This window comes from Micromonospora sp. NPDC023737 (assembly GCF_040639715.1).
GTDB lineage: Bacteria > Actinomycetota > Actinomycetes > Mycobacteriales > Micromonosporaceae > Micromonospora.
Map to the genome: position 1 here is coordinate 27,297 of NZ_JBFAAL010000021.1, position 18,232 is coordinate 45,528.

Sequence of the window (18,232 nt, forward strand, 5' to 3'; positions counted from 1 at the left end):
CACTATGGCCGCTCACGCCGACTCTGTTGCAGATCACGATGCACTTCTCGAACGAAAGCGGCGGATGGCCGGGGCGCGGGACCCGCCGTGCACGTATCCCGCCGCACCGACGGCGAAGATCATGGCCGCGGTCAACCAGGACGCCGCCGTGGTGGAGGACTGGATCGGCCAGGCCCACGCAGCAACGGCGGTGCCGGTCTGGCGTGGAGCGGCGGCGTAGATGGCGCAGACGTAGACGAAGGCGGGCAGCCATGCCAGCTGCGCGCCGAGCAGCACCGCTCCCCCGGCGACCAGTCCGATACAACCGAGAGCATTGCGAACCAGCGCGTGTGCACCGTACGTGTCGGGTGCCCGCAGTCCGGCCAGGCTGAGCGCCGCGGCGGTGACGAAGACGGCGACGAGTAGGTGGCCGGCTCGCCAGACCCGCCACGGCAGAGGTGTGCCGCGTTCGAGGTCCTCGTCGGCGCCGGCGAGGGTGGGCCCGAGCAAGAGTGCGGCCAGCAGCGGTGCGAGCGCGACAACGGGGACGCGGGCAGCGGGCCCGTCGAAGTAGGGCCTGCTGGCGAGCCATGTTCCGGCGGCCCAGGCCAGCAGCGTGATCACGCCGACACCGGCCACGAACATGGGCGCGCCCCGGAAGCGCAGATGAAGCGTGAGCAGGCGGCCGGTCACGACTGCTCGCCGAGCCGGATCAGCGCCGGGATGTCGCATCGGTGGGCGGCGTCGAGGTAAGCGGCGAACCAGGTGCGCTGCGCCGGCTCCGGTAGTGCCCGGAGCCTGGTGAGGGGCTCGTCGTCGGGGGCCGCTGCCTCGTCGAGCATCCAGTCGGTGGCCAGGGTGTCGGTCCGGTGGACCCGTTGGTCGATGCTGCGTGTCCCGGAGGGGTCCTCGCATCTGGCGCGGGTCACCTGCCGGAAGTCTGCCCGCAGGCTTTTCCGGCTGGCCAGGCCGCCCAGCGCCGTGGACTGGTAGTCGAGGTTGAGCCAGACCGCGCCGTCGTCCCGTTCAATGGACGGGCCAGCCGGCTGCGCGACCTGGTCGACCGCCCGCCGGGGCGCTCCGGGTATCCCGTCGAGACGGGCCAGGATCGGCTGTACGACCGCGGTGACGTCGTCGATCAGGAACGCGTTGATTCGGGAGAGGCACACCTGCGGGCCGCTGCTCGTGCACACCAGCTCGACCGCGGCCGGGTCGGCCGGGAGACGGTGGGTGCCTGGCCCGGTGGTGATCGGCACGGCGACGGCGACGGCGAGTCCGCCGGCGAGCAGGACTGCTCGCCGCTGCCGTGCGGCGGCGGCGAGCAGCAGGACCGTCAGCGCGGCCAGAAAGGCTGCCTGCAACGCGGTGACCCGGTTGGGAACGAGTGAGTACACCGCCCAGCCGCCGTAGACCGGCGAGAGCCACGCGGCGGGCGTGCCGTCCCAGTAGGTGATGATGCCCAGGCCGAGGTAGGTGGTGAGGCCGGCGATCGGGGCGGCCACCCGCAGCGGGACGAGCCGGCCGACGAGGACACCGACTGCGGCGGCGGCGGCCAGGGCGAGGACACCGACGGTCAGCGTCCACCACCAGCCTCCGCCGGCGTAGGTCGCGACCCGGGCGATCAGCACCGCCGCTCCGGCGAACGCGACCAGCAGTCCGGCGACGCCGGCCACGGTGACGGCGAGCCAGGCCACCGCCAGTGGTTGCCAGCCTGGGCGGGAGGTGGAGGCGATCAGCTCGTCGATGTCGCGCCGCCGTTCCCGGCCGGACTGCCACGCGCCGGCCGCGATCATGAGGGCGCACAGGATCAGCAGCGACGTCCGCAGGTAGTTCGCGAGGCCCGCCCACCGGCCGGCCCAGTCGTCCGGGTGCACGGCCAGCATCCACACTCCGGCGCCGAGCATCGCGGCAGCGGCGAAGGGCGCCGTGCCGCGGCGTAGCTCCACCCTCAGCGCGCGCCTCACCGCGGTGCCGTCCGCGCGCCCTGCAGCACCGCCGTGTAGCCGCGCTCAATCGGGGAGTCGCCGCTGTCGTCGTCCCCACCGGCGGCGATCAGTTCGTCGGGGAGGCCGGTGAACACCAGCCGTCCCCCGTCGACCAGGTTGACCCGGGTGCACGCCGCCACGACGTCCTCCACCAGGTGCGTGCTGACCAGGACCACGGCGTCCAGGCCCAGCTCCCGCAGCAGCGCCCGGAACTGCACCCGCTGCTCCGGGTCCAGACCGGCGGTCGGCTCGTCCAACAGCAGCAGCCGCGGGTCGTTAACGATGGCCTGGGCGATGCCGGCGCGGCGCAGCATCCCGCCGGAGAGGTGCTTCATCCGGTCGTCGGCGCGCTCCAGCAGACCGACCCGCTCGATCGCCCGGTCCACCGCCAGCGGGATCCGCGCCGGAGGCATCTCCTTCAGCCAGGCGAAGTACTCGACGAACTCGCGGACGGTGAAGCGCGGGTAGAAGCCGAACGCCTGGGGCAGGTATCCCAGTTGGCGGCGCGCCTGCCGCAACGCCGAGGGGTTGCCGATGTGGTGGCCCAGGAGCCGGACGTCCCCCCGGTCGGGGCGAAGCACCGTGGCCAGGACCCGCATCAGGGTGGTCTTGCCGGCGCCGTTCGGGCCGAGCAACCCGTGCACGCCCACCCCGAGCTCGAGGTCCAGGTCGTCGAAGACGATCCGCTTGCCGTAGCTGACCCGCAGGCCGTCGACGCTCACCGTCGTCATGCTGGTTGCCTCCCCACCCGTTCCCGACGCACATACACCACCACCGCCGCCGCCGCGGTGACCCCCAGCCAGCCCGGGACGCTCGACACCAGGACCACCACACCGCCGACCGGCGGTGCCAGCACCACCACCGCCCACGCCCCCGCCACCACGACCGCGGCGTACGCGGGCTCGATCAACGAGCCGAGAGCCAACGTCAGGGCGGTCAACGCGACACAAGGAAGCAGCCACCACCCCGGCGTACCGACGCCCGTCACCGCACCGGCCAGGACCGCGACGGGCGCCGCGACCGCGAGGACCGCCAGCGTGCGCCACAGCACGATCCGCAGGCCGCCCTGCGGTGTCCCCGCCACCAGCTCGTGCAGCGGATCAGTCCGCCGCCCGTACGACAGGGCCGTACCGACAGCAGGCAGCGCCGGCGCGATCAGCAGGAGCAGCCACGGCGGGACCACGGTCGGGCTGACCGCCAACCCCGCGGTGAGCACCGCGGTGACTGCCACCGACAGCAACCACGCCCCACGCGCCGCAGGCCCCGCACCCACCAACACCCTGATCCGCCGCGACGCGGTTGCCCGCCGCACCCGCCCCTGCGTCGGCAACCGGCTGCCGAGCGACACCGCGACCGCATCGAGCACCAGTGCGGTGGACGCGTCCGGTGCGATGCTCATCCGGCAGGCCACACAGCGGTCGAGGTGCGCCTCCACCGACCACGCGTCAACGTCAGCGAGACTCCCCTCGACGTACGCCGTCAACACCCCAGCGTCGACGTGAAATCCGGTCACGGCAGCGCCTCCCGCAACTCGCGGCGCGCCCGCATCGCGCGGGTCTTCACCGTGCCCTCCGGCACACCCAGCAACAGGGCCGCCTCCCGCACCGTCAGGCCGTCCAGCACCGTCGCCTGCAACACCGCCCGCAACTCCGGAGCCAACCGATGCAGCGCACGCTCCAACTCGGCGTCGTACGCGTTCGCCAAGACCTCGTCCTCCGCCGACGGCGACCACGCCAACACGTCCTCGCCCGGTGCTCCCACACTCTGCGGACGGGCCAACGCGCGACGCCGGGCGTCGATCAGCCGACCGGCGGCCACCGACCACAGCCAGCCCACCGCCGCACCGTCTCCGCGGTAGCCGGCCGCGGCCCGCCACACCGTCAGGAACGTCTCCTGCACCACCTCCCTGACCAGCTCCGGATCCCGGCACCTGCGGCGCAGACGCAGCACCAACCACGGCGCGTTACGCGCATACAGCACGTCGAACGCCCCGCGGTCACCCTTCCCGACGAGGCGCAACAGCTCCTCGTCGTCCACTTCCATCACGCAAGGTTAGGACGCACCACTCGGCGAAACGGTTCTCTGCGCCGCGCCACACGCATCGCGGATACCGATGACGGTCTCCGTTGCCTACGCTGCTCCCATGGCAGCGTGTCCCGAGCTGACCAGGCCGCTCCCCCGTGCGGGGTTCGGTCACGGTCTCTCCGGGGCAACCCCGGGGACGCGATACTCACCTCGGCACCACACCACAGGTGCGGCGGCACGCTCCGCGAGCCTGTGCACCCGCACGACCGGGCATCGTCGGGACACGCTGCCACCACCGGCCCGATCGTGACCACCATTCACGCCCTCGCCACCGCGCTCGCCGACGCGTTCCTCGCCGGCGGCGGCTGGCGCCGCGCCGATCTCGTCGACCAGGGTGGGCTCGTCCTCGGGGTTCGACGCCGCTGGCTGTGGCCGGTCGCCGACGCGGTGCTCGTCGCCTACCCGCACCCACCCATCGACCGGCCACGCGAGCTGGCCACGTTCCTGAGCACCCTTGACCCGCTGCGCGCGGCAGTCGCCGCCGCCCGCCAGCATCAGCGGCCGATCGTCATCCGTACGCGGCCCGTGACACCGACCCGCACGGTCCGCCGACCCTGGCACACCCCCGTCGTCGATACCGTCGGCGACCTGGCCGCGATGCTCGACCTGAGCATCGAACACCTCGACTGGTACGCCGACCGACGCGCCATGAACCGACGCGCCACCGCCCACCGGCTGCACCAATACCACTACCGGTGGACCGATCACGGCCGGCTGATCGAGGCGCCCAAGTCCCGGCTGCGCGCCCTGCAACGCCGGCTGCTCACCGAGATCCTCGGCCCCATCCCGGTCCACCCCGCCGCCCACGGCTTCGTACCCGGCCGCTCCGCGCACACCTTCGCCGCCGCCCACACCGCACAGGCGGTCGTCGTCCGGATCGACCTGCTCGCCTTCTTTACCCACATCCCCGCCACCCGCGTCTACGGACTGTTCCGCACCGCCGGCTACCCCGAACCCGTCGCCCACACCCTCACCGGACTCTGCACCACCCGCACCCCGAACCCCGTCCTGCGCCGCGCACCCACCGACCTGCCGCACCGGGCGGCCCGGCTCGCAGCGCTGCGCACCGGCCACCTGCCTCAAGGCGCGACGACCTCACCCGCTTTAGCCAACTTGTGCGCCTACCGACTCGACCGACGCCTCACCGGCCTGGCCGACGCCTTCGGCATCGCCTACAGCCGGTACGCCGACGACCTCGCCTTCTCCGGCGACCTCGCCCCACGCCGCATCCACGACCTGATCGCCGCCGTCACCGACATCGCCCGCCAGGAGGGGTTCCGAGTCCATCCGGCCAAGACCCGCATCCGTGGCCGGGCCGACCGGCAACTCCTCGCCGGACTCGTCGTCAACCACCACCCCGCCACACCCCGCGACGAATACGACCAGCTCCGCGCCATCCTCCACAACGCTGCCCACACCGGCCTCGCCGCGCAGAACCGGACCGGCCACCCCGACTTCGCTCAATACCTCATCGGACGAGTTCTCTGGGTCAGCCATCACCACCCGGCACGCGCAGCCAAACTCATCGCGCTGCTGGCCCACGCTCTCGCGGCACCGTAAACTGACGCGGCACGGCAACTTCACCGGATCCCGCAAGGACGCGTCGAACCGACCGAAGCAGGGCCTGACCAGGTCTTACACCTGTTCTGCTGATCTTCAGCAAGCGAGCACAGCGACGGGCGCGTGCGACCCACTAATGTGAAAGCAGAATAGAAACCCGCAGGTCATCAAGCTATGGGTACGGATAGAGCGTCGTCTTAGGAAACCGTTGCTCTATCCCCTGAGCTACGAGGGCGCGAGTCGTCAGTCTAACGACCTGCGCGTTGACCCGCGTTGGCAGGGAGTGACCCGCGTTGACCTGCGTCGACCCGGTCGACCAGTCCAGCCGATGACCACACGTGGACCACACGATCGGGCCGCCAGCCATGATCCTTTTACCTCGTTTGACCCCAACTGACAACGGTTGACCCAGAGTGGCACCCGCTGGCGAGCACACACCGCGCACATCACCCAAGGCCGAAGCGTCGGCCCGAGGGGGCTTGACCCCTGATCCTGGACACGGGGTTTATGCGGCCGGGGCCAGCGTAGCCGGTGTCGGCCGGGCGTTCCTCTCATAGGTGATCGGGGATTGCTGTCGGAGCCGGGAGTGGCGTCGGACGGTGTTGTAGCGGTGCAGCCAGCGGAACGCGGTCAGGCGTGCTTCGCGTTCGTCGGTGAAGGCGCGGCGGCCTTGGAGGGTTTCGCGTTTGAAGGTGGCGTTGAATGATTCGGCGGCGGCGTTGTCGGCGGAGCTACCGACCGCGATCATCGACTGCCGGACCCCCGCGCTGGTACAGGCCTCGGCGAAGGCCCTCGATGTGTATTGGGCTCCGTGGTCCGTGTGCATGATCGCCCCGTGCAGGCTGCCCCGGGTGCGCTGCGCCGCGTGGAGGGCGTCGATGACCAGGTCGGTGCGCATGTGATCGGCGATCGCCCAGCCCACGAGGCGACGGGAGTGCAGGTCCAGGACGGTGGCCAGATAGAGGAAGCCACGCTCACCGACCGGCAGGTAGGTGATGTCACCGACGTAGCGCTGGTTGACGGCCGGGGCGGTGAAGTCACGGCCGATCAGGTCCGCGGCCTTCGCCGCGGCCGGGTCCGGCACCGTCGTACGCACTCGCCTACGCAGTCGCTGCCCTTGCACGCCGAAACGGCGCATCACCCGCGCGACCCGCTTACGGTTGACCGCCAGGCCAGCATCGCGCAGCTCGGCATTGATCCGCGGTGCCCCGTAGGTGCCGTCGTGCTCGGCGTGCACCGCCCGAATCCGGCCCACGAGAGCGACATCCGTGGCCTCTCGTGCCGCCCTGGCCGGCGCCGTGGACCGCCAGTAGTAGAAGCTCGACCGGGACACCCCGATGATCTGACACAACCGCTTCACGCCGTAGCGCTGCTGATGGTCGGCGACGAACTGGAAGCGGTTCACCAGCGCGTCTCCCCGGCGAAATACCGGGCCGCCTTCCGCAGAATGTCGCGCTCCTCCTCCAACTCACGGACCCGGCGCCGCAACGCGGCGTTCTCGTCCTCCACCGAGCCGGCCGACGGCGCCGCCGGCCCGGCCGCCGCGCCCCGGCGCTGATCATCGACGCGGACCCAACTGCGCAACGTCTCCCGGTTGACCCCGAGATCGTCAGCGATCTGCGCGATCGTCGCCCCCGGCCGAGACCGGTACACGAGACCGCGTCGGCCTTGAACTCCGCGGGGTAGTGCTTGTTCACCATCTGTCAGGGACTCCTGATCTCCCCGGACCATCACGATCCAAGGCTCAAGTGTCCAGGACCAGGGGGCAACTCCCCAGGTAGTCTCGGTTGTCCCGCCGCGGTTTGATGGAGACATCGAACACCCGGAGGATTCACTGAGCCATTTTCATCCTGCGTAGCGGTCGGCTTCGACGTGGTGCAGGACGAGGATGGCCTGCACGATCGCGGTCGCTCGGCGTGGGCAGCAGCGCAGCTTGACCAGGATTTTCCAGGTCTTGAGTGTGGCGATCGCGCGTTCGCCGCGGGCGCGGATCTTCGCGTGGGCCCGGTTGACGGCCTTCTGCCGGCGTGACAGCTTCGGCCGGAAGCGGCGCCGCTTGAACGGGGTGCGCAGGCTGCCGAGGGCGCCTTGATAGCCCTTGTCTGCGAAGGTCATCACGTCGGCGCTGGTCAGGGCGTCGATGATGCCGTGGGTGCGGGCGGCGGTCAGGTCGTGCGTCGAGCCGGGCAGCGCGGCCGAGGCCCAGACGAGACGCCCGGCCGCGTCGGCGATGACCTGCACGTTCACTCCGTGACGCTTGTGCTTTCCGGAGTAGTACGGCTTCTGGTTGGCGACCCGGTCGATCGGGATCAGGGTGCCGTCGAGGATTGCGTAGGCGAGCAGACGGATCCTGGTCATGGCCGTGGCCAGGTTGTCGGCGGTCGCGGCGAGCAGGTCGATGGCCTCGTGGACATAACGCCAGGCCGTCGTGACGCCGATCTCGAATCCGGCGGCCAGGCGGGTTAGGGTGTCGCCGTTGCGCAGGTGGGCCAGGGCGAGCAGGGCTTGCCGGCTGGGGTCGAGGCGTCGCCACCGGGACCGTCGCTGCTGGCGGCGGGTTCGGATGAGGGCGGCGAGGTGGTTCAGGCTGCGGGTGGACAACGGAATCGCGGCAGGGTAAGACAGCACAGCGAGGCTCCCGGTTGGGGCATCTGATCTTGGTCGATTGCTGTCTTACCGGGAGCCTCGTCCTACATGGACACCGGCCTCCCGCACCGCCCGTGACCTGCACCGTCACGATGAAAATGGCTCACTGTTATTGCAGAAGTATCCGGACGAGTTGCGTGAGCGGGCGACGTGGTTGGCGGCGGAGGCGAGGCGGGATCCGGCGTCGAGCGTTGGGGCGATCAGGCGGATCGCGGGGCAGCTCGGTGTGCATCCGGAGGCGCTGCGCACGTGGATGAAGCAGGCCGAGACCGACGGCGGGGTACCGTCGGGGACGACGTCGTCGGAGACGGCGAGGATCGCTAAGTTGGAGCGGGAGGTTCGTGAGCTGCGGCGGGCAAACCAGATTTTGACGTCCGCGGCGTCTTTCTTCGCGGCGGAGCTGGACCGTCCGTGGTGAAGAAGGTCGAGTTCGTTGACTCCCAGCGGGAGGAGTACGGTCTCCAGCCGGTCCTGCAGGCGCTGCACGGCACGCCAGCACAGATCGCACCATCGACCTACTACGTCACCAAGACTCGCCCCGCCTCGGCCCGGCAGGTCGGCGACAGCGAGTTGATCGAGATGATCGAGCAGGTCCACGAGGTGAACTACGGCGTCTACGGCGCCCGGAAGGTGTGGCAGGCCGGCGCGGTCGCGTCAGTCGGCTCGGTCGGCGACTCGTACGACAACGCGATGGCCGAGGCATTCAACTCGCTGTTCAAGGCCGAACTCGTCCACAACAAGGGACCCTGGCGGGACTGGACGACCTGGAAATCGCGACCGTCGAGTACATCGACTGGTACAACAACTCCCGCCTGCACGGCAAGCTCGAACACGTCCCACCCGCTGACCACGATGCCCTACACACGATGACCCACCCAGTCGCCGCAACCCTGGAAACCAGATAATCCGGTCTCCATCAAACCCCTGCTTTGACAGTTCCGCCCGGCAGGTGTCGATGGCCGAGGGCCAACGGCTGTAGAAGATCACCGCACGGCGAAGGCCCCGGTGAAGCTGCGCCGAGCGATCGTGGTGCTGATGTCCGCCCAGGCACAGCCGGCGCCGGACATAGCGCACCTGCTCAAGACCAGCGAGGACTACGTCCGCGACGTGATCCACGCGTTTAACGAGCGGGGGTTCGACGCACTGGACCCAAAATGGAGCGGGAACGCACCGAAACGAATCGATGAGCAGACCCATGAATGGATCTGTGTCATCGCCCGGTGCGACCCCCGTTTCCTCGGCCGGCCGTTCTCCTGCTGGTCCCTGACAAAACTGCGCGACTACCTGATCGACGCCGCTACGTCAGAAGGATCAGCGTCGAGACGATCCGGCGGATCCTGCATGAGCGTGACGTTTCGTCGCAGGCCACCAAGACATGGAAGGCCAGCACCGACCCCAACTTCACGTCGAAGATGCACCGGATCCTGGGCCTCTACGATCACCCCACCGACGGGCGGGTGATCTGCGTCGACGAGTTCGGCCCGTTGAACCTGCAACCCCGCCGCGGCCGTGCATCGCAACCCCAGGGACAACCGGCCCGGCCGCGGGCCGCCTACACCCGCGATCAGGGCGTCCGGCACATGATCGCCGCCCTCGGCCTGACTATCGGGCGCCTGCGCTACCGCATCCGGGACCGCAAACGCTGGCGCGAGTTCCTGGCCTCCTCAAGACCCTGCGCCGCCGCTGGCCCGACAAGAAGCTGCATCTGATCTTGGACGACTTCTCCCCGCATAAGCACCAACGCCGGCACCGGCGACTACATCCACTGGCGCAACCAACGCACCAAACCCGAAATCCGGATTCGCCACCAGCTCCAAGATCCGCCACCCCTATTAGCCGTTCAAGGCCGAATGACGGGGCATTAGCAGCCATCCTCCTTCAAATATTGCAGCTCCTCATCGCCCCCACTAAAATCACTTACTAGCAGGCGGAGATCTCCGACCCAATTCCGTCGAGTTCTAACCTCTAAACTGGTGCGGGCCTCCCTGAAGCGCAGAGTTAGTATTCCCTCAATCGACGCCCCTTGGCCAAACTCCCAACTTCCATGGCCCGACACAGTCGATTCATCGAAAGGGACATCCGCTGCCACGAATTCGCCGTTGCCAGAAATATTTATCAGACTTCCATTCGACGCTCGCCATGCCCCGCACAACGAACTCGAGCTCACAGGAGGGAGGATGAAATGCCCCCCTAGACTCCAGCAAGAGCAAAGAATCAGCAAGCCAAAGGCGCTGATGACATAGAATCGCTTTCTCAACAATCGCGTCAAACTCCCGCTTCTCGACTGGATCATTCAGCAGCCGCCGCCACCCGAGACAGCATTCCTGCATATTGGACCGGGGTGCGGCAAGGAGCCCACCCTAACCTGAACATTGAGAGTGACAGTCTGAGACTGTGTCGGGAATCGCCCTTCATACCGCCGCTGGACTGGCTCCCCAACGAACTTATCGTATCCCGGCAAGTATCCTGCCACTGGTATGCGCGTGCCAGATTTGACGGTGGTCTTATTCCTCAATACTAGCTTCACACGCGCAGTACCGTCGCTCTGCTTGCCCTCTACGAGCGTCCAATTAATGGAGTACGATCCCATATAGGTGATCTCAAGGTTATCGGCAGGCTTGCGGTTAAGATAAGCCCAGACATTCTTAGGATCATGCTGAGCTGCGTACCAAAACTCATCCCACGCGCCAAGGCTCTGAACTGATCACCGCCGGCCTGCCGCCCGAGGTCGCCCACAGCCTGCTCAACGACTTGGCCCTTCGGGTCTACGACAAGGCCGAACGGTTCACCCACGGCCAGCGCGTCAGCGACCTCATCGCCGGCTACGACGCGATCATCATCGACGGGCCGCCCACCGACGACCTGCTTCCCGGGATGGCGATCGCCCGCTACGGCCGCGACCAGGTCCGCCTCCAGCAGATGGTATGGCCCGACCAACAGGGCCGGTTCCCCTGGGACGACGGGTACAACCTCGACCGGCACGTACAGCCGCTGATCGCCCACCTGTAGGCGGATAACCCAACCGCGTCGTGTCCGGGATCCGGGCGCCCCCAACAGGCGCCCGGATCCCGGGCATGAGCGGATCTCCCGGCCCACGTCGACAGGTGACGTCCGTCGCCGTAGCTGAGATCAAGCCACCGTTACCCGGCCTCGGCGTTGTGGCTGCTGGGGAAGCGTCCTGATAGCCGTCGTCCATTTTCGCTGCGGCCGTTATTACCAGCTACGCCTCTGCCGCCCTCGCTACCGCCCACCGGGGCCGCGTCGCCGGCTCGTCCGGCACAGCTTGGGGCGGGCCAGCGTCGGTGCTGTCCTCAAGCTGCTCTTCTTGGCCGTGTCGCTCGCGGCGGGCTAGCGGATTCAGCGAGACCACAGGAACGGGCGGACTGCCCGTCGCGCCGGTCGCGGTCCTGGCCGCCGTCGGCCGCGAAGAGGGCCACATCGAAGCTCTCGACGACGGCACCTTGCCACCGATCCGGCAGCCGATGCCGTCGCCAATCTCAGCGCGCTGCTCGGCCAGCTCGCCGGCGACCCGGCACCGCCCGACCCCGAGCCTCCCGCCGGCGAGCAGGCCGGCACGGAGCCGGTGTATCGCAACGTGGAGGCGTCGTCGGGGACTACCTCGCCCACGCCGTCGAGCAGCGCCTCACCTCCGGGCTGGACTCCGGGCTGAACTGGTACCCCCGGTGGTGGGCCCACCCCGAGGCGATCTCCCGCCCGTACCCCCTGTGGCAAGCCTGGGAGACGCTGCGGGTCAGCGACCCCCAGACCGGCATGAGTATCTAGTGGCGCGACCACCTGGTCCCGCACCTCGACGCCGAGTACGGCCCGTTCAACCCGACCAAGCACACCGAACCCCGACCCCTGCCCGTCGAGCCAGCGCCGACAGAAGTACTCGCCCAGCTTCCCGAACCTGAGAACTAGGAGGCACGTGGAGCGGGACTCAACCCGAACCACTCGAGATCATTAAATGTTATTTTCATCACAAACTTTGAGAAACGTCGATGCTATGTTGATGTTGGGCGGGGGTTCCGGCATCTATATCCGCGGGCTCCTACGCGCCTTTTGTCAGCAGCGGAAGGACTCCACCGGTGAAACGACGTATCGATGTCATGGCAGTGTGCGCCGCTGTCGTGGCGATCACAGGCATCTGGGCGCCGGCCGCCTCGGCCGCAACCGACGACAGTCACGGAAGACTCCTGGGCACCATCGGCAGTACAGCGACCCGGCCCGCCACCTCGGCCACCATGCCGATACCTGCTGCCTCGGTGGAGGAATGCACGCCAGCGTCGGCAACGACTAAGTTCTGCGTACGGACGGACCCTTCCGCATTCCGCAGCGGTGGTCAGATGTCGGTTCTCGACGCATCCACCTGTGCGGTCACTGGACCCGTTGAGATGCGGTACGAACGGTTCGGGTCATGTCTCAAGACGGCGGTCACCGGCACACTATTCAATGACGAGGGCGTGCCGATCGGGACCGGCACGCTGAGCATGGTGCATAGCATCACGCTCAACGCGACCTCGTCGGCGTTCGAAGAGCAGGTAACTGTCACGCTGTCGGACGCGACAGACCGGGTTACCCAGGTTGCGGTCAGCCTTGCGGCATCGTGCACGTCCGGCTGCGTCGCGACGAAATCGTCCCCGTGGACTGGGGCCAAGGTGCTCAGCGAGGGGCAGTCCGTCTCCGGCACGGTCAACTACAGCGAGACCCTCGCGAAGGGAGCTGTAGACAGCACCCGCACGAAGTACAACGCGTTCATCACGGTGCCTAACGCCACTCCCAGACAGCCCAACGCCTCCTGGGACGGGGTCACCGACATCCGATGCGACAACGCTGTCGGGAACTTCGCCGGTTGTGTCTACCCGGGTGCCCGTCCGGATTTCAAGGTGTCGCTGGGCCTGTACGGGGCGGCGGCAATCACGTACTACTGGGCCCAGGTTACGCTGCCTGATGGATGGGGCGGTGCCACGCCACTGCGACGGCTGGCCGACGACGCACTTGCCAACGCGAACCGGCGCAGCACTTGCGACTCCACTTTTACCTCCCTCCCTGATGAGATCGTGGTCGACGACTCGTGCGACGAATACCCGTTCGCCAAGACCTACGAGGGCGGTACACCCGGCGGGCTGTGCGCGGACATCGTGCCGCTGCTTGAGGATGGACAGTGGCAGATCTACGAAGCCAACCCGAGCAAGCCGGTCACCGGGACAGAGAAGTGCGTACGCGGTCATGTCCCGCTGGCTGAGAACGAGGGAGCCGGGGGCGCGCTTGGCCGGTTCACACAGGAGCAGCGGGTTCTCGACCTGGACCCCTACACGCTGACCCTCGTCGACTAAGCGCAAACGCCCTATACCCTTTCGAGGTGAACGTAGAACAGTGGATGTGGGCGGGGCAGGAGCGCTTTGCCGGCTTCTGCCTCACCTTTATAAGGGACCGCGAAGTGGCCGCAGTCGCGGCAGCGCTGGGTGCCAGCTCCCCGACTGTGATGACGCTGGCTGAAGCCGAGCAGGCATATCCGATCACCAGGCCCGGGGCGTTGCTCCGGCTCGGAATGTACGACAACTGGGTCTTCTGCTTCGAGGACCGGGCTCCGATCGCGAACCGGGGGCCAGCGACCATGCGCCTGTCACAGGGCACGCGAATGCTGCAGGTCACCAAAAGCGGTGACGGAATGGTGATCGTGCGTGACGTCATTGACGGGCAGAAGGTCGAGATGTTCGAGCCCAATGGGTCAGTCTACGTCGACGGACTGTTGCGACTACGGATCGCGGCCCTCCTGCCGACGTACCCCAGCATCGTCGCGGCGCTCGCTGTAGTCGGAGACGAGGTCGGCGCAGACCTCGATCGCGCGACCCTGGAGGGCCCGCTTGCCACGGCCCTAAGCACACGCAACGAGCCGGCCGGCCGGCGCTGAAGGCTCGGTTGGGTGAGGTGTTCGCTTCGCGCCGAGCGGACACCGCGGCGTCCATCGCCGAGCACGGTGCTTCCTACGCAGTGAGCCTCGAGCCTGGCCCATGGTCGAAGATGTGGCCGGCGGCGGTGGCCGTCGACTGACGATCTTGTGAACTGGCGGCAAGGCAAGGCTGGCCAGAGGGGTATGTGGCGGATAGCCGCGCCCAACCGGGCCCGGAGCAGTGGCCGGGGTTGGGGGCGACGAACTCGCTGGCTCCCGCGCGGGTGACGCGGACCTGGTGGGCGACGGCACCGCAGTGCGGGCAGGCCGGCATCGGCCCGCCCGTGTCCGGGCGGATCCGCCCGTGGGTGGGGCAGGTCCAGTCGCCGCGCACAGCGTCGGTGTCAGCCGGCCCCAGTCCATGTTCACGCCGGCGACGCTACCGCCGGTCTGGTAACGCGGCCGGTAGCGCGCTGGTAGCGTCCTCTGGTGGGCCGACCACTGGCCTTGTTCGTACTTGCGGAGAACTGCCACCATGTCTCCCCATGTGGGACATGCATGCCTACGTCGCCGAAGACCCCTACGCAAGATGGTCGATGATTGCCAACTGGGTGTCTGCTGGCGCGACGACGGCCGGCGTCATCCTGGCCGCGATCGGCGGTGCGGTTGCCTATCGCCTGTTCAGGCTGGAATCAGACCGCGATGCGCGGACTGAAATCGCCGCAAGAAGGCAGCAGGCGTCTGCAGTCGGTTTCTGGATGAATCTTGAGGGTGCGCATGGCGTAGAGGCGTACGTCGTCAATACCTCGGCGCTACCGATCTACAAGGTACAAGTTGTGGCCCGCTTTGAGGTGGACCCCGTAGACCGACTCGAACTGGAGGAGGAGCTTGGACATCACGCCCTAACGCCAGAATATCGGGAGCTAACGACCGCCCCGGAAGGCAACCCGGACGGCAAGTTCCGAATCAGTTCCATTGAAAAGGAAGTTCTGGCGCCATCGGAACAGGTTCTGTTCTACGTAGGCGACCGATATCCGCCCAGATACATCTATGCGCTCTTCGGAGATAACTACGGGCAAATCTGGGTTCGTGATGCCTCGGGCACGATTGTCGAGCGCACCGACCAGCACAGCAAGAAGATCAGGACTGGGGAGCCGCTGTTCGATTAGCGGCGACCGAGAAGTGAGGTGCCGCCTCGACGGCTACCCCCTAACCTCAACCAAGACTTTCTCAGCCCGTATTCCCGCAGGCCACAATGGTCGACCAGGCATTCGCTGCACCATCCCGGCACGGACGCGTAGGCAACCGGTCATGGTCGAGCTAACGGCTCGTCGACAGCCGTCGTCCTCGCTGATTCCGCGGAATGCCCGTCGTCAGCGGCGAGGGTGTACGCCGGGGCCTCGGTCGAGTCGCTGGCCACCGTGGTCATAGCGACGGGTGGTGCGGGCGTCGGCGTGGCCGAACTGGTCCTGGACGTCCTCGAGGCAGGCGCCGGGCTGGAGACGGCGTGTGGGCTGCGTCATCGCTGACGCGAATCTTGGCATTGGGCATATCCGTGCGGCGATCAGCGTTGCGTCGGGAACGGCTCGGCCGGAGTCGTGTCGACCGGCCCAGATGAGGACGGGATCCACCTGCCCCACATCGAGCCCTTCCCAACCTGATCTTGCAGGTCAGGCTGGTAGGTGGGGGCCACAGATCGATGAGGGTGAGGCTCCAGGTAAGACAGCGAATCGACCAAAACCCGATGCCCCAACCGGGAGCCTCGCCTGTGCTGTCCTACCCCTCCACGATCTCGTTGTCCAGCCGGACCTTGAACCACCTGGCCGATCGCATTCGCAGCCACCGCAACCAGCGCCGATCCAGGTGGCGGCGCCTCGACGCGGGACGGCAGGCACTGCTCGCCCTGGCTCACCTGCGCAACGGTGATACCTACACCCGGCTGGCCGCCGGGTTCAAGGTCGGCGTGAGCACCGCATGGCGGTACGTGCAGGAAGCCATAGCCCTGCTCGCGACTGCCGCCGATGACCTGGCCACCGCCATGGACCGGATCCGCCGACTGGCCTATGCGATCCTGGACGGCACCCTGATTCCGATCGACCGGGTCGCCGACCAGAAGCCGTACTACTCCGGGAAACACAAGCGCCACGGCGTGAACGTGCAGGTCATCGCCGATGCCGCCGGCCGCCTCGTCTGGGCTTCGCCGGCCCTGCCCGGCTCGGTCCATGACCTGACCGCAGCCCGGACCCACAGCATCATCGAGGCGCTGACCAGGGCAGACATGATGACCTTCGCCGATAAGACATCCGATAGGCGTAGCTGTCAAGCGATGGTGGCTTGGACTGAAGTGGGGAAGGCTGTTGTTTCTCGGTAGTGCCGCCGTGTTGTCAGGCAGTGGTGGAGGCAGCAGAGGAAGCGGTTGAACAGGTGACGGAAGGCGGCGGCGTGACCGTCGCCGGCGGTGCGGCGTCGGTCGTAGTGGGCTCGGGCGCCGGGTGACTGGTTGAGCGCTGAGAGCCCCCAGGTGAAGCCGACCGCGGCAAGTCGATCGTTCTTGATCCGGCGTTGGGAGACGACCAGGCTGCGGCCGGAAGCGCGCGTCACTGGAGCCGCGCCAGCGAAAGCCTTCAACGATCGCGCATCGACGAAGCGGGTGGGGTCGTCGCCGATCTCTCCCAGTAGCCGGGCGCCGGACTGGGCTGCGATGCCAGGGAAGCTGGTGATGATCTCGTAGTCCGGGTGTTGCTGGAACGCGGCCTCGACGGCCGCTGATAGGTGGTCGATACTCTCGCACTCGGGTCTGCTGCACCGATAGGTGACAGTTTCAGTCACGCGGCCTGACTGGCCGGTGGGGTCATGATGGTCTCGTACTCGGTAGGGGTCAACCGGGACAGGGATCGTTGGCGTCGGCGGCGGTGGTAGGTTCGCTCGATCCAGGTCACGATCGCGGTCCTGAGCTGCTGCCGGGTCGTCCAGGTTCGGCGGTCGAGGACGTTGTTCTGGAGCAGGCCGAAGAATGTCGCCGGCGGCGCCGACTCTGCCCATCGACCCGGTCATGTGGTGCTGGTTGAGGGCTCGGACGAATTTTCGGCTTCGAAATTGCGACCCGCGGTCGATGTGCAGCACGCAGCCGGCCACGTCACCACGGCGGGCTACGGCGTTGTGTAGGGCGTTGACGGCCAGCCTCGATTTCATGCGTGAGTCGATGGAGTAGCCGACGATCCGGTTGGACCACACGTCCTTGATCGCGCACAGATACAGCTTGCCCTCGGCGGTGTGGTGTTCGGTGATGTCGGCCAGCCACAACCGGTTCGGGCCGTCGGTGGTGAAGTCCCGCTGGACGAGGTCGTCGTGCACCGGCGGACCGACCTTGCCGCCCTTACCCCGCCGCCGCTTGCGGCTGAACGCACTCCACCAGCCCATGCCGGAGCAGATTCTCCAGGCGGTGCGCTCGACCATCGGCTGGCCGGCAGCGCGGGCCTCGTCGGCGAGGAACCGGTAGCCGAACTCCGGGTCGTCGCGATGGGCGTCGAACAACGCGTCCGCCCGATACGCTCCAGCCAGTTCGGCGTCGGTGACCGGGTGAGCAAGCCACCGGTAGTAAGGCTGACGAGCGATGTTCAATACCCGGCACGTCACCGCCACGGGGATCCCGTCGGCGGCCAGCTCGCTCACGAGCGGGTAGAGCCTTTTCCCGGCAGGTTCGCCTGCGACAAGTAGGCCGCGGCCCGCCGCAGGACCTCGTTCTCCTGCTCCAACAACCTGATCCGCTTACGCGCCTCGCGCAGCTCGGCCGACTCGCCACTGGTCGTGCCGGGCGCGGCGCCGGCGTCGACGTCGGCCTGGCGCAGCCACTTGAACAAGGTCATCGGGTGCACCCCGAAGTCCTTGGCGATCCGCTCGACCGTCACGCCTGGCTCGCGGTCACGAGCGACACGCACGACGTCATCGCGGAACTCTCGGGGGTAGGGCTTGGGCACAGCGACATCCTTTCCAGCCCGCCACCAGGGCAAGCCATCTCAGATGTCACCTATCGGTGCAGCAGACCCCGTCGGGTTAGGAAACCGACGCTCTATCCCCTGAGCTA

At 67.6% G+C, this 18,232-nt stretch carries 19 protein-coding genes and 2 pseudogenes; 12 read left to right on the forward strand and 9 right to left on the reverse strand.

All coding sequences use genetic code 11. From position 1 onward, the window contains the following. Positions 1–33: 33 nt before the first annotated feature. From AB0F98_RS28685 to AB0F98_RS28705, 5 genes are read right to left on the reverse strand one after another with little or no spacing between them, the layout of a single operon-like run. A complete protein-coding gene (locus AB0F98_RS28685) occupies positions 34–672 on the reverse strand; it encodes a hypothetical protein (protein WP_357741637.1) in 639 nt (212 codons plus the stop codon). Next, positions 669–1,943 carry a hypothetical protein gene (locus AB0F98_RS28690; RefSeq protein WP_357741640.1) on the reverse strand — a complete coding sequence of 425 codons (1,275 nt, stop codon included), beginning with the start codon at positions 1,941–1,943 and terminating at the stop codon, positions 669–671. The genes AB0F98_RS28685 and AB0F98_RS28690 overlap by 4 nt, the downstream gene beginning before the upstream one ends. Next, on the reverse strand, positions 1,940–2,695 hold the full coding sequence (locus AB0F98_RS28695) for an ABC transporter ATP-binding protein (RefSeq protein WP_357741643.1): 756 nt from the start codon (positions 2,693–2,695) through the stop codon (positions 1,940–1,942). Before AB0F98_RS28695 ends, AB0F98_RS28690 begins: the two co-directional genes overlap by 4 nt. Further along, a complete protein-coding gene (locus AB0F98_RS28700; RefSeq protein ID WP_357741646.1) occupies positions 2,692–3,477 on the reverse strand; it encodes a zf-HC2 domain-containing protein in 786 nt (261 codons plus the stop codon). Before AB0F98_RS28700 ends, AB0F98_RS28695 begins: the two co-directional genes overlap by 4 nt. Then, a complete protein-coding gene (locus AB0F98_RS28705; RefSeq protein ID WP_357741649.1) occupies positions 3,474–4,010 on the reverse strand; it encodes a sigma-70 family RNA polymerase sigma factor in 537 nt (178 codons plus the stop codon). The genes AB0F98_RS28700 and AB0F98_RS28705 overlap by 4 nt, the downstream gene beginning before the upstream one ends. A 285-nt stretch (positions 4,011–4,295) precedes the next feature. On the opposite strand from AB0F98_RS28705, the gene AB0F98_RS28710 reads away from it, so the two are divergent. Then, complete coding sequence (locus tag AB0F98_RS28710; RefSeq protein WP_357741652.1) at positions 4,296–5,609, forward strand: reverse transcriptase family protein; 1,314 nt, start codon at positions 4,296–4,298, stop codon at positions 5,607–5,609. A gap of 505 nt (positions 5,610–6,114) precedes the next feature. Here the strand turns inward: AB0F98_RS28710 and AB0F98_RS28715 are convergent. Beyond that, a pseudogene (locus AB0F98_RS28715) lies at positions 6,115–7,309 on the reverse strand (IS3 family transposase). Positions 7,310–7,454: 145 nt separating this feature from the next. After that, positions 7,455–8,237, reverse strand: coding sequence for a transposase family protein (locus AB0F98_RS28720; RefSeq protein ID WP_357741655.1), 783 nt, complete (start codon positions 8,235–8,237; stop codon positions 7,455–7,457). A gap of 37 nt (positions 8,238–8,274) precedes the next feature. Between AB0F98_RS28720 and AB0F98_RS28725 the strand changes: the two genes are divergently transcribed. The 11 genes from AB0F98_RS28725 (at position 8,275) to AB0F98_RS28775 (ending at position 16,519) form a co-directional block, all read left to right on the forward strand. Beyond that, entirely contained in the window at positions 8,275–8,673 is a 399-nt protein-coding gene (locus AB0F98_RS28725) for a transposase (protein ID WP_357741658.1), read from the forward strand. Between the two features lie 214 nt (positions 8,674–8,887). Then, complete coding sequence (locus AB0F98_RS28730; protein ID WP_357741661.1) at positions 8,888–9,160, forward strand: IS3 family transposase; 273 nt, start codon at positions 8,888–8,890, stop codon at positions 9,158–9,160. A 130-nt stretch (positions 9,161–9,290) separates the two neighbouring features. Then, entirely contained in the window at positions 9,291–9,716 is a 426-nt protein-coding gene (locus tag AB0F98_RS28735) for a helix-turn-helix domain-containing protein (protein ID WP_357741772.1), read from the forward strand. Further along, entirely contained in the window at positions 9,668–9,964 is a 297-nt protein-coding gene (locus tag AB0F98_RS28740) for a hypothetical protein (protein WP_357741778.1), read from the forward strand. The genes AB0F98_RS28735 and AB0F98_RS28740 overlap by 49 nt, the downstream gene beginning before the upstream one ends. A gap of 994 nt (positions 9,965–10,958) precedes the next feature. Then, entirely contained in the window at positions 10,959–11,264 is a 306-nt protein-coding gene (locus AB0F98_RS28745; RefSeq protein WP_357741775.1) for a DUF4262 domain-containing protein, read from the forward strand. 147 nt (positions 11,265–11,411) lie between these two features. After that, positions 11,412–12,038 carry a DUF4913 domain-containing protein gene (locus tag AB0F98_RS28750; protein WP_357741664.1) on the forward strand — a complete coding sequence of 209 codons (627 nt, stop codon included), beginning with the start codon at positions 11,412–11,414 and terminating at the stop codon, positions 12,036–12,038. Positions 12,039–12,343: 305 nt separating this feature from the next. Then, complete coding sequence (locus AB0F98_RS28755) at positions 12,344–13,591, forward strand: hypothetical protein (protein ID WP_357741668.1); 1,248 nt, start codon at positions 12,344–12,346, stop codon at positions 13,589–13,591. 26 nt (positions 13,592–13,617) lie between these two features. Further along, a complete protein-coding gene (locus AB0F98_RS28760) occupies positions 13,618–14,169 on the forward strand; it encodes a DUF6461 domain-containing protein (RefSeq protein ID WP_357741671.1) in 552 nt (183 codons plus the stop codon). A 524-nt stretch (positions 14,170–14,693) separates the two neighbouring features. Continuing rightward, positions 14,694–15,317: a hypothetical protein gene (locus tag AB0F98_RS28765; RefSeq protein ID WP_357741674.1), complete on the forward strand. Its 624-nt coding sequence runs from the start codon at positions 14,694–14,696 to the stop codon at positions 15,315–15,317. A gap of 216 nt (positions 15,318–15,533) precedes the next feature. Further along, complete coding sequence (locus AB0F98_RS28770) at positions 15,534–15,677, forward strand: hypothetical protein (RefSeq protein ID WP_357741677.1); 144 nt, start codon at positions 15,534–15,536, stop codon at positions 15,675–15,677. A 239-nt stretch (positions 15,678–15,916) separates the two neighbouring features. Continuing rightward, on the forward strand, positions 15,917–16,519 hold the full coding sequence (locus tag AB0F98_RS28775; RefSeq protein ID WP_357741680.1) for a transposase family protein: 603 nt from the start codon (positions 15,917–15,919) through the stop codon (positions 16,517–16,519). Here the strand turns inward: AB0F98_RS28775 and AB0F98_RS28780 are convergent. After that, complete coding sequence (locus AB0F98_RS28780) at positions 16,468–16,977, reverse strand: transposase (RefSeq protein ID WP_357741683.1); 510 nt, start codon at positions 16,975–16,977, stop codon at positions 16,468–16,470. The two genes, AB0F98_RS28775 and AB0F98_RS28780, sit on opposite strands and share 52 nt — an antisense overlap. Continuing rightward, positions 16,974–18,125, reverse strand: a pseudogene (locus tag AB0F98_RS28785) (IS3 family transposase). The gene AB0F98_RS28780 and the pseudogene AB0F98_RS28785 overlap by 4 nt, the downstream one beginning before the upstream one ends. Between the last annotated feature and the right edge of the window lie 107 nt (positions 18,126–18,232).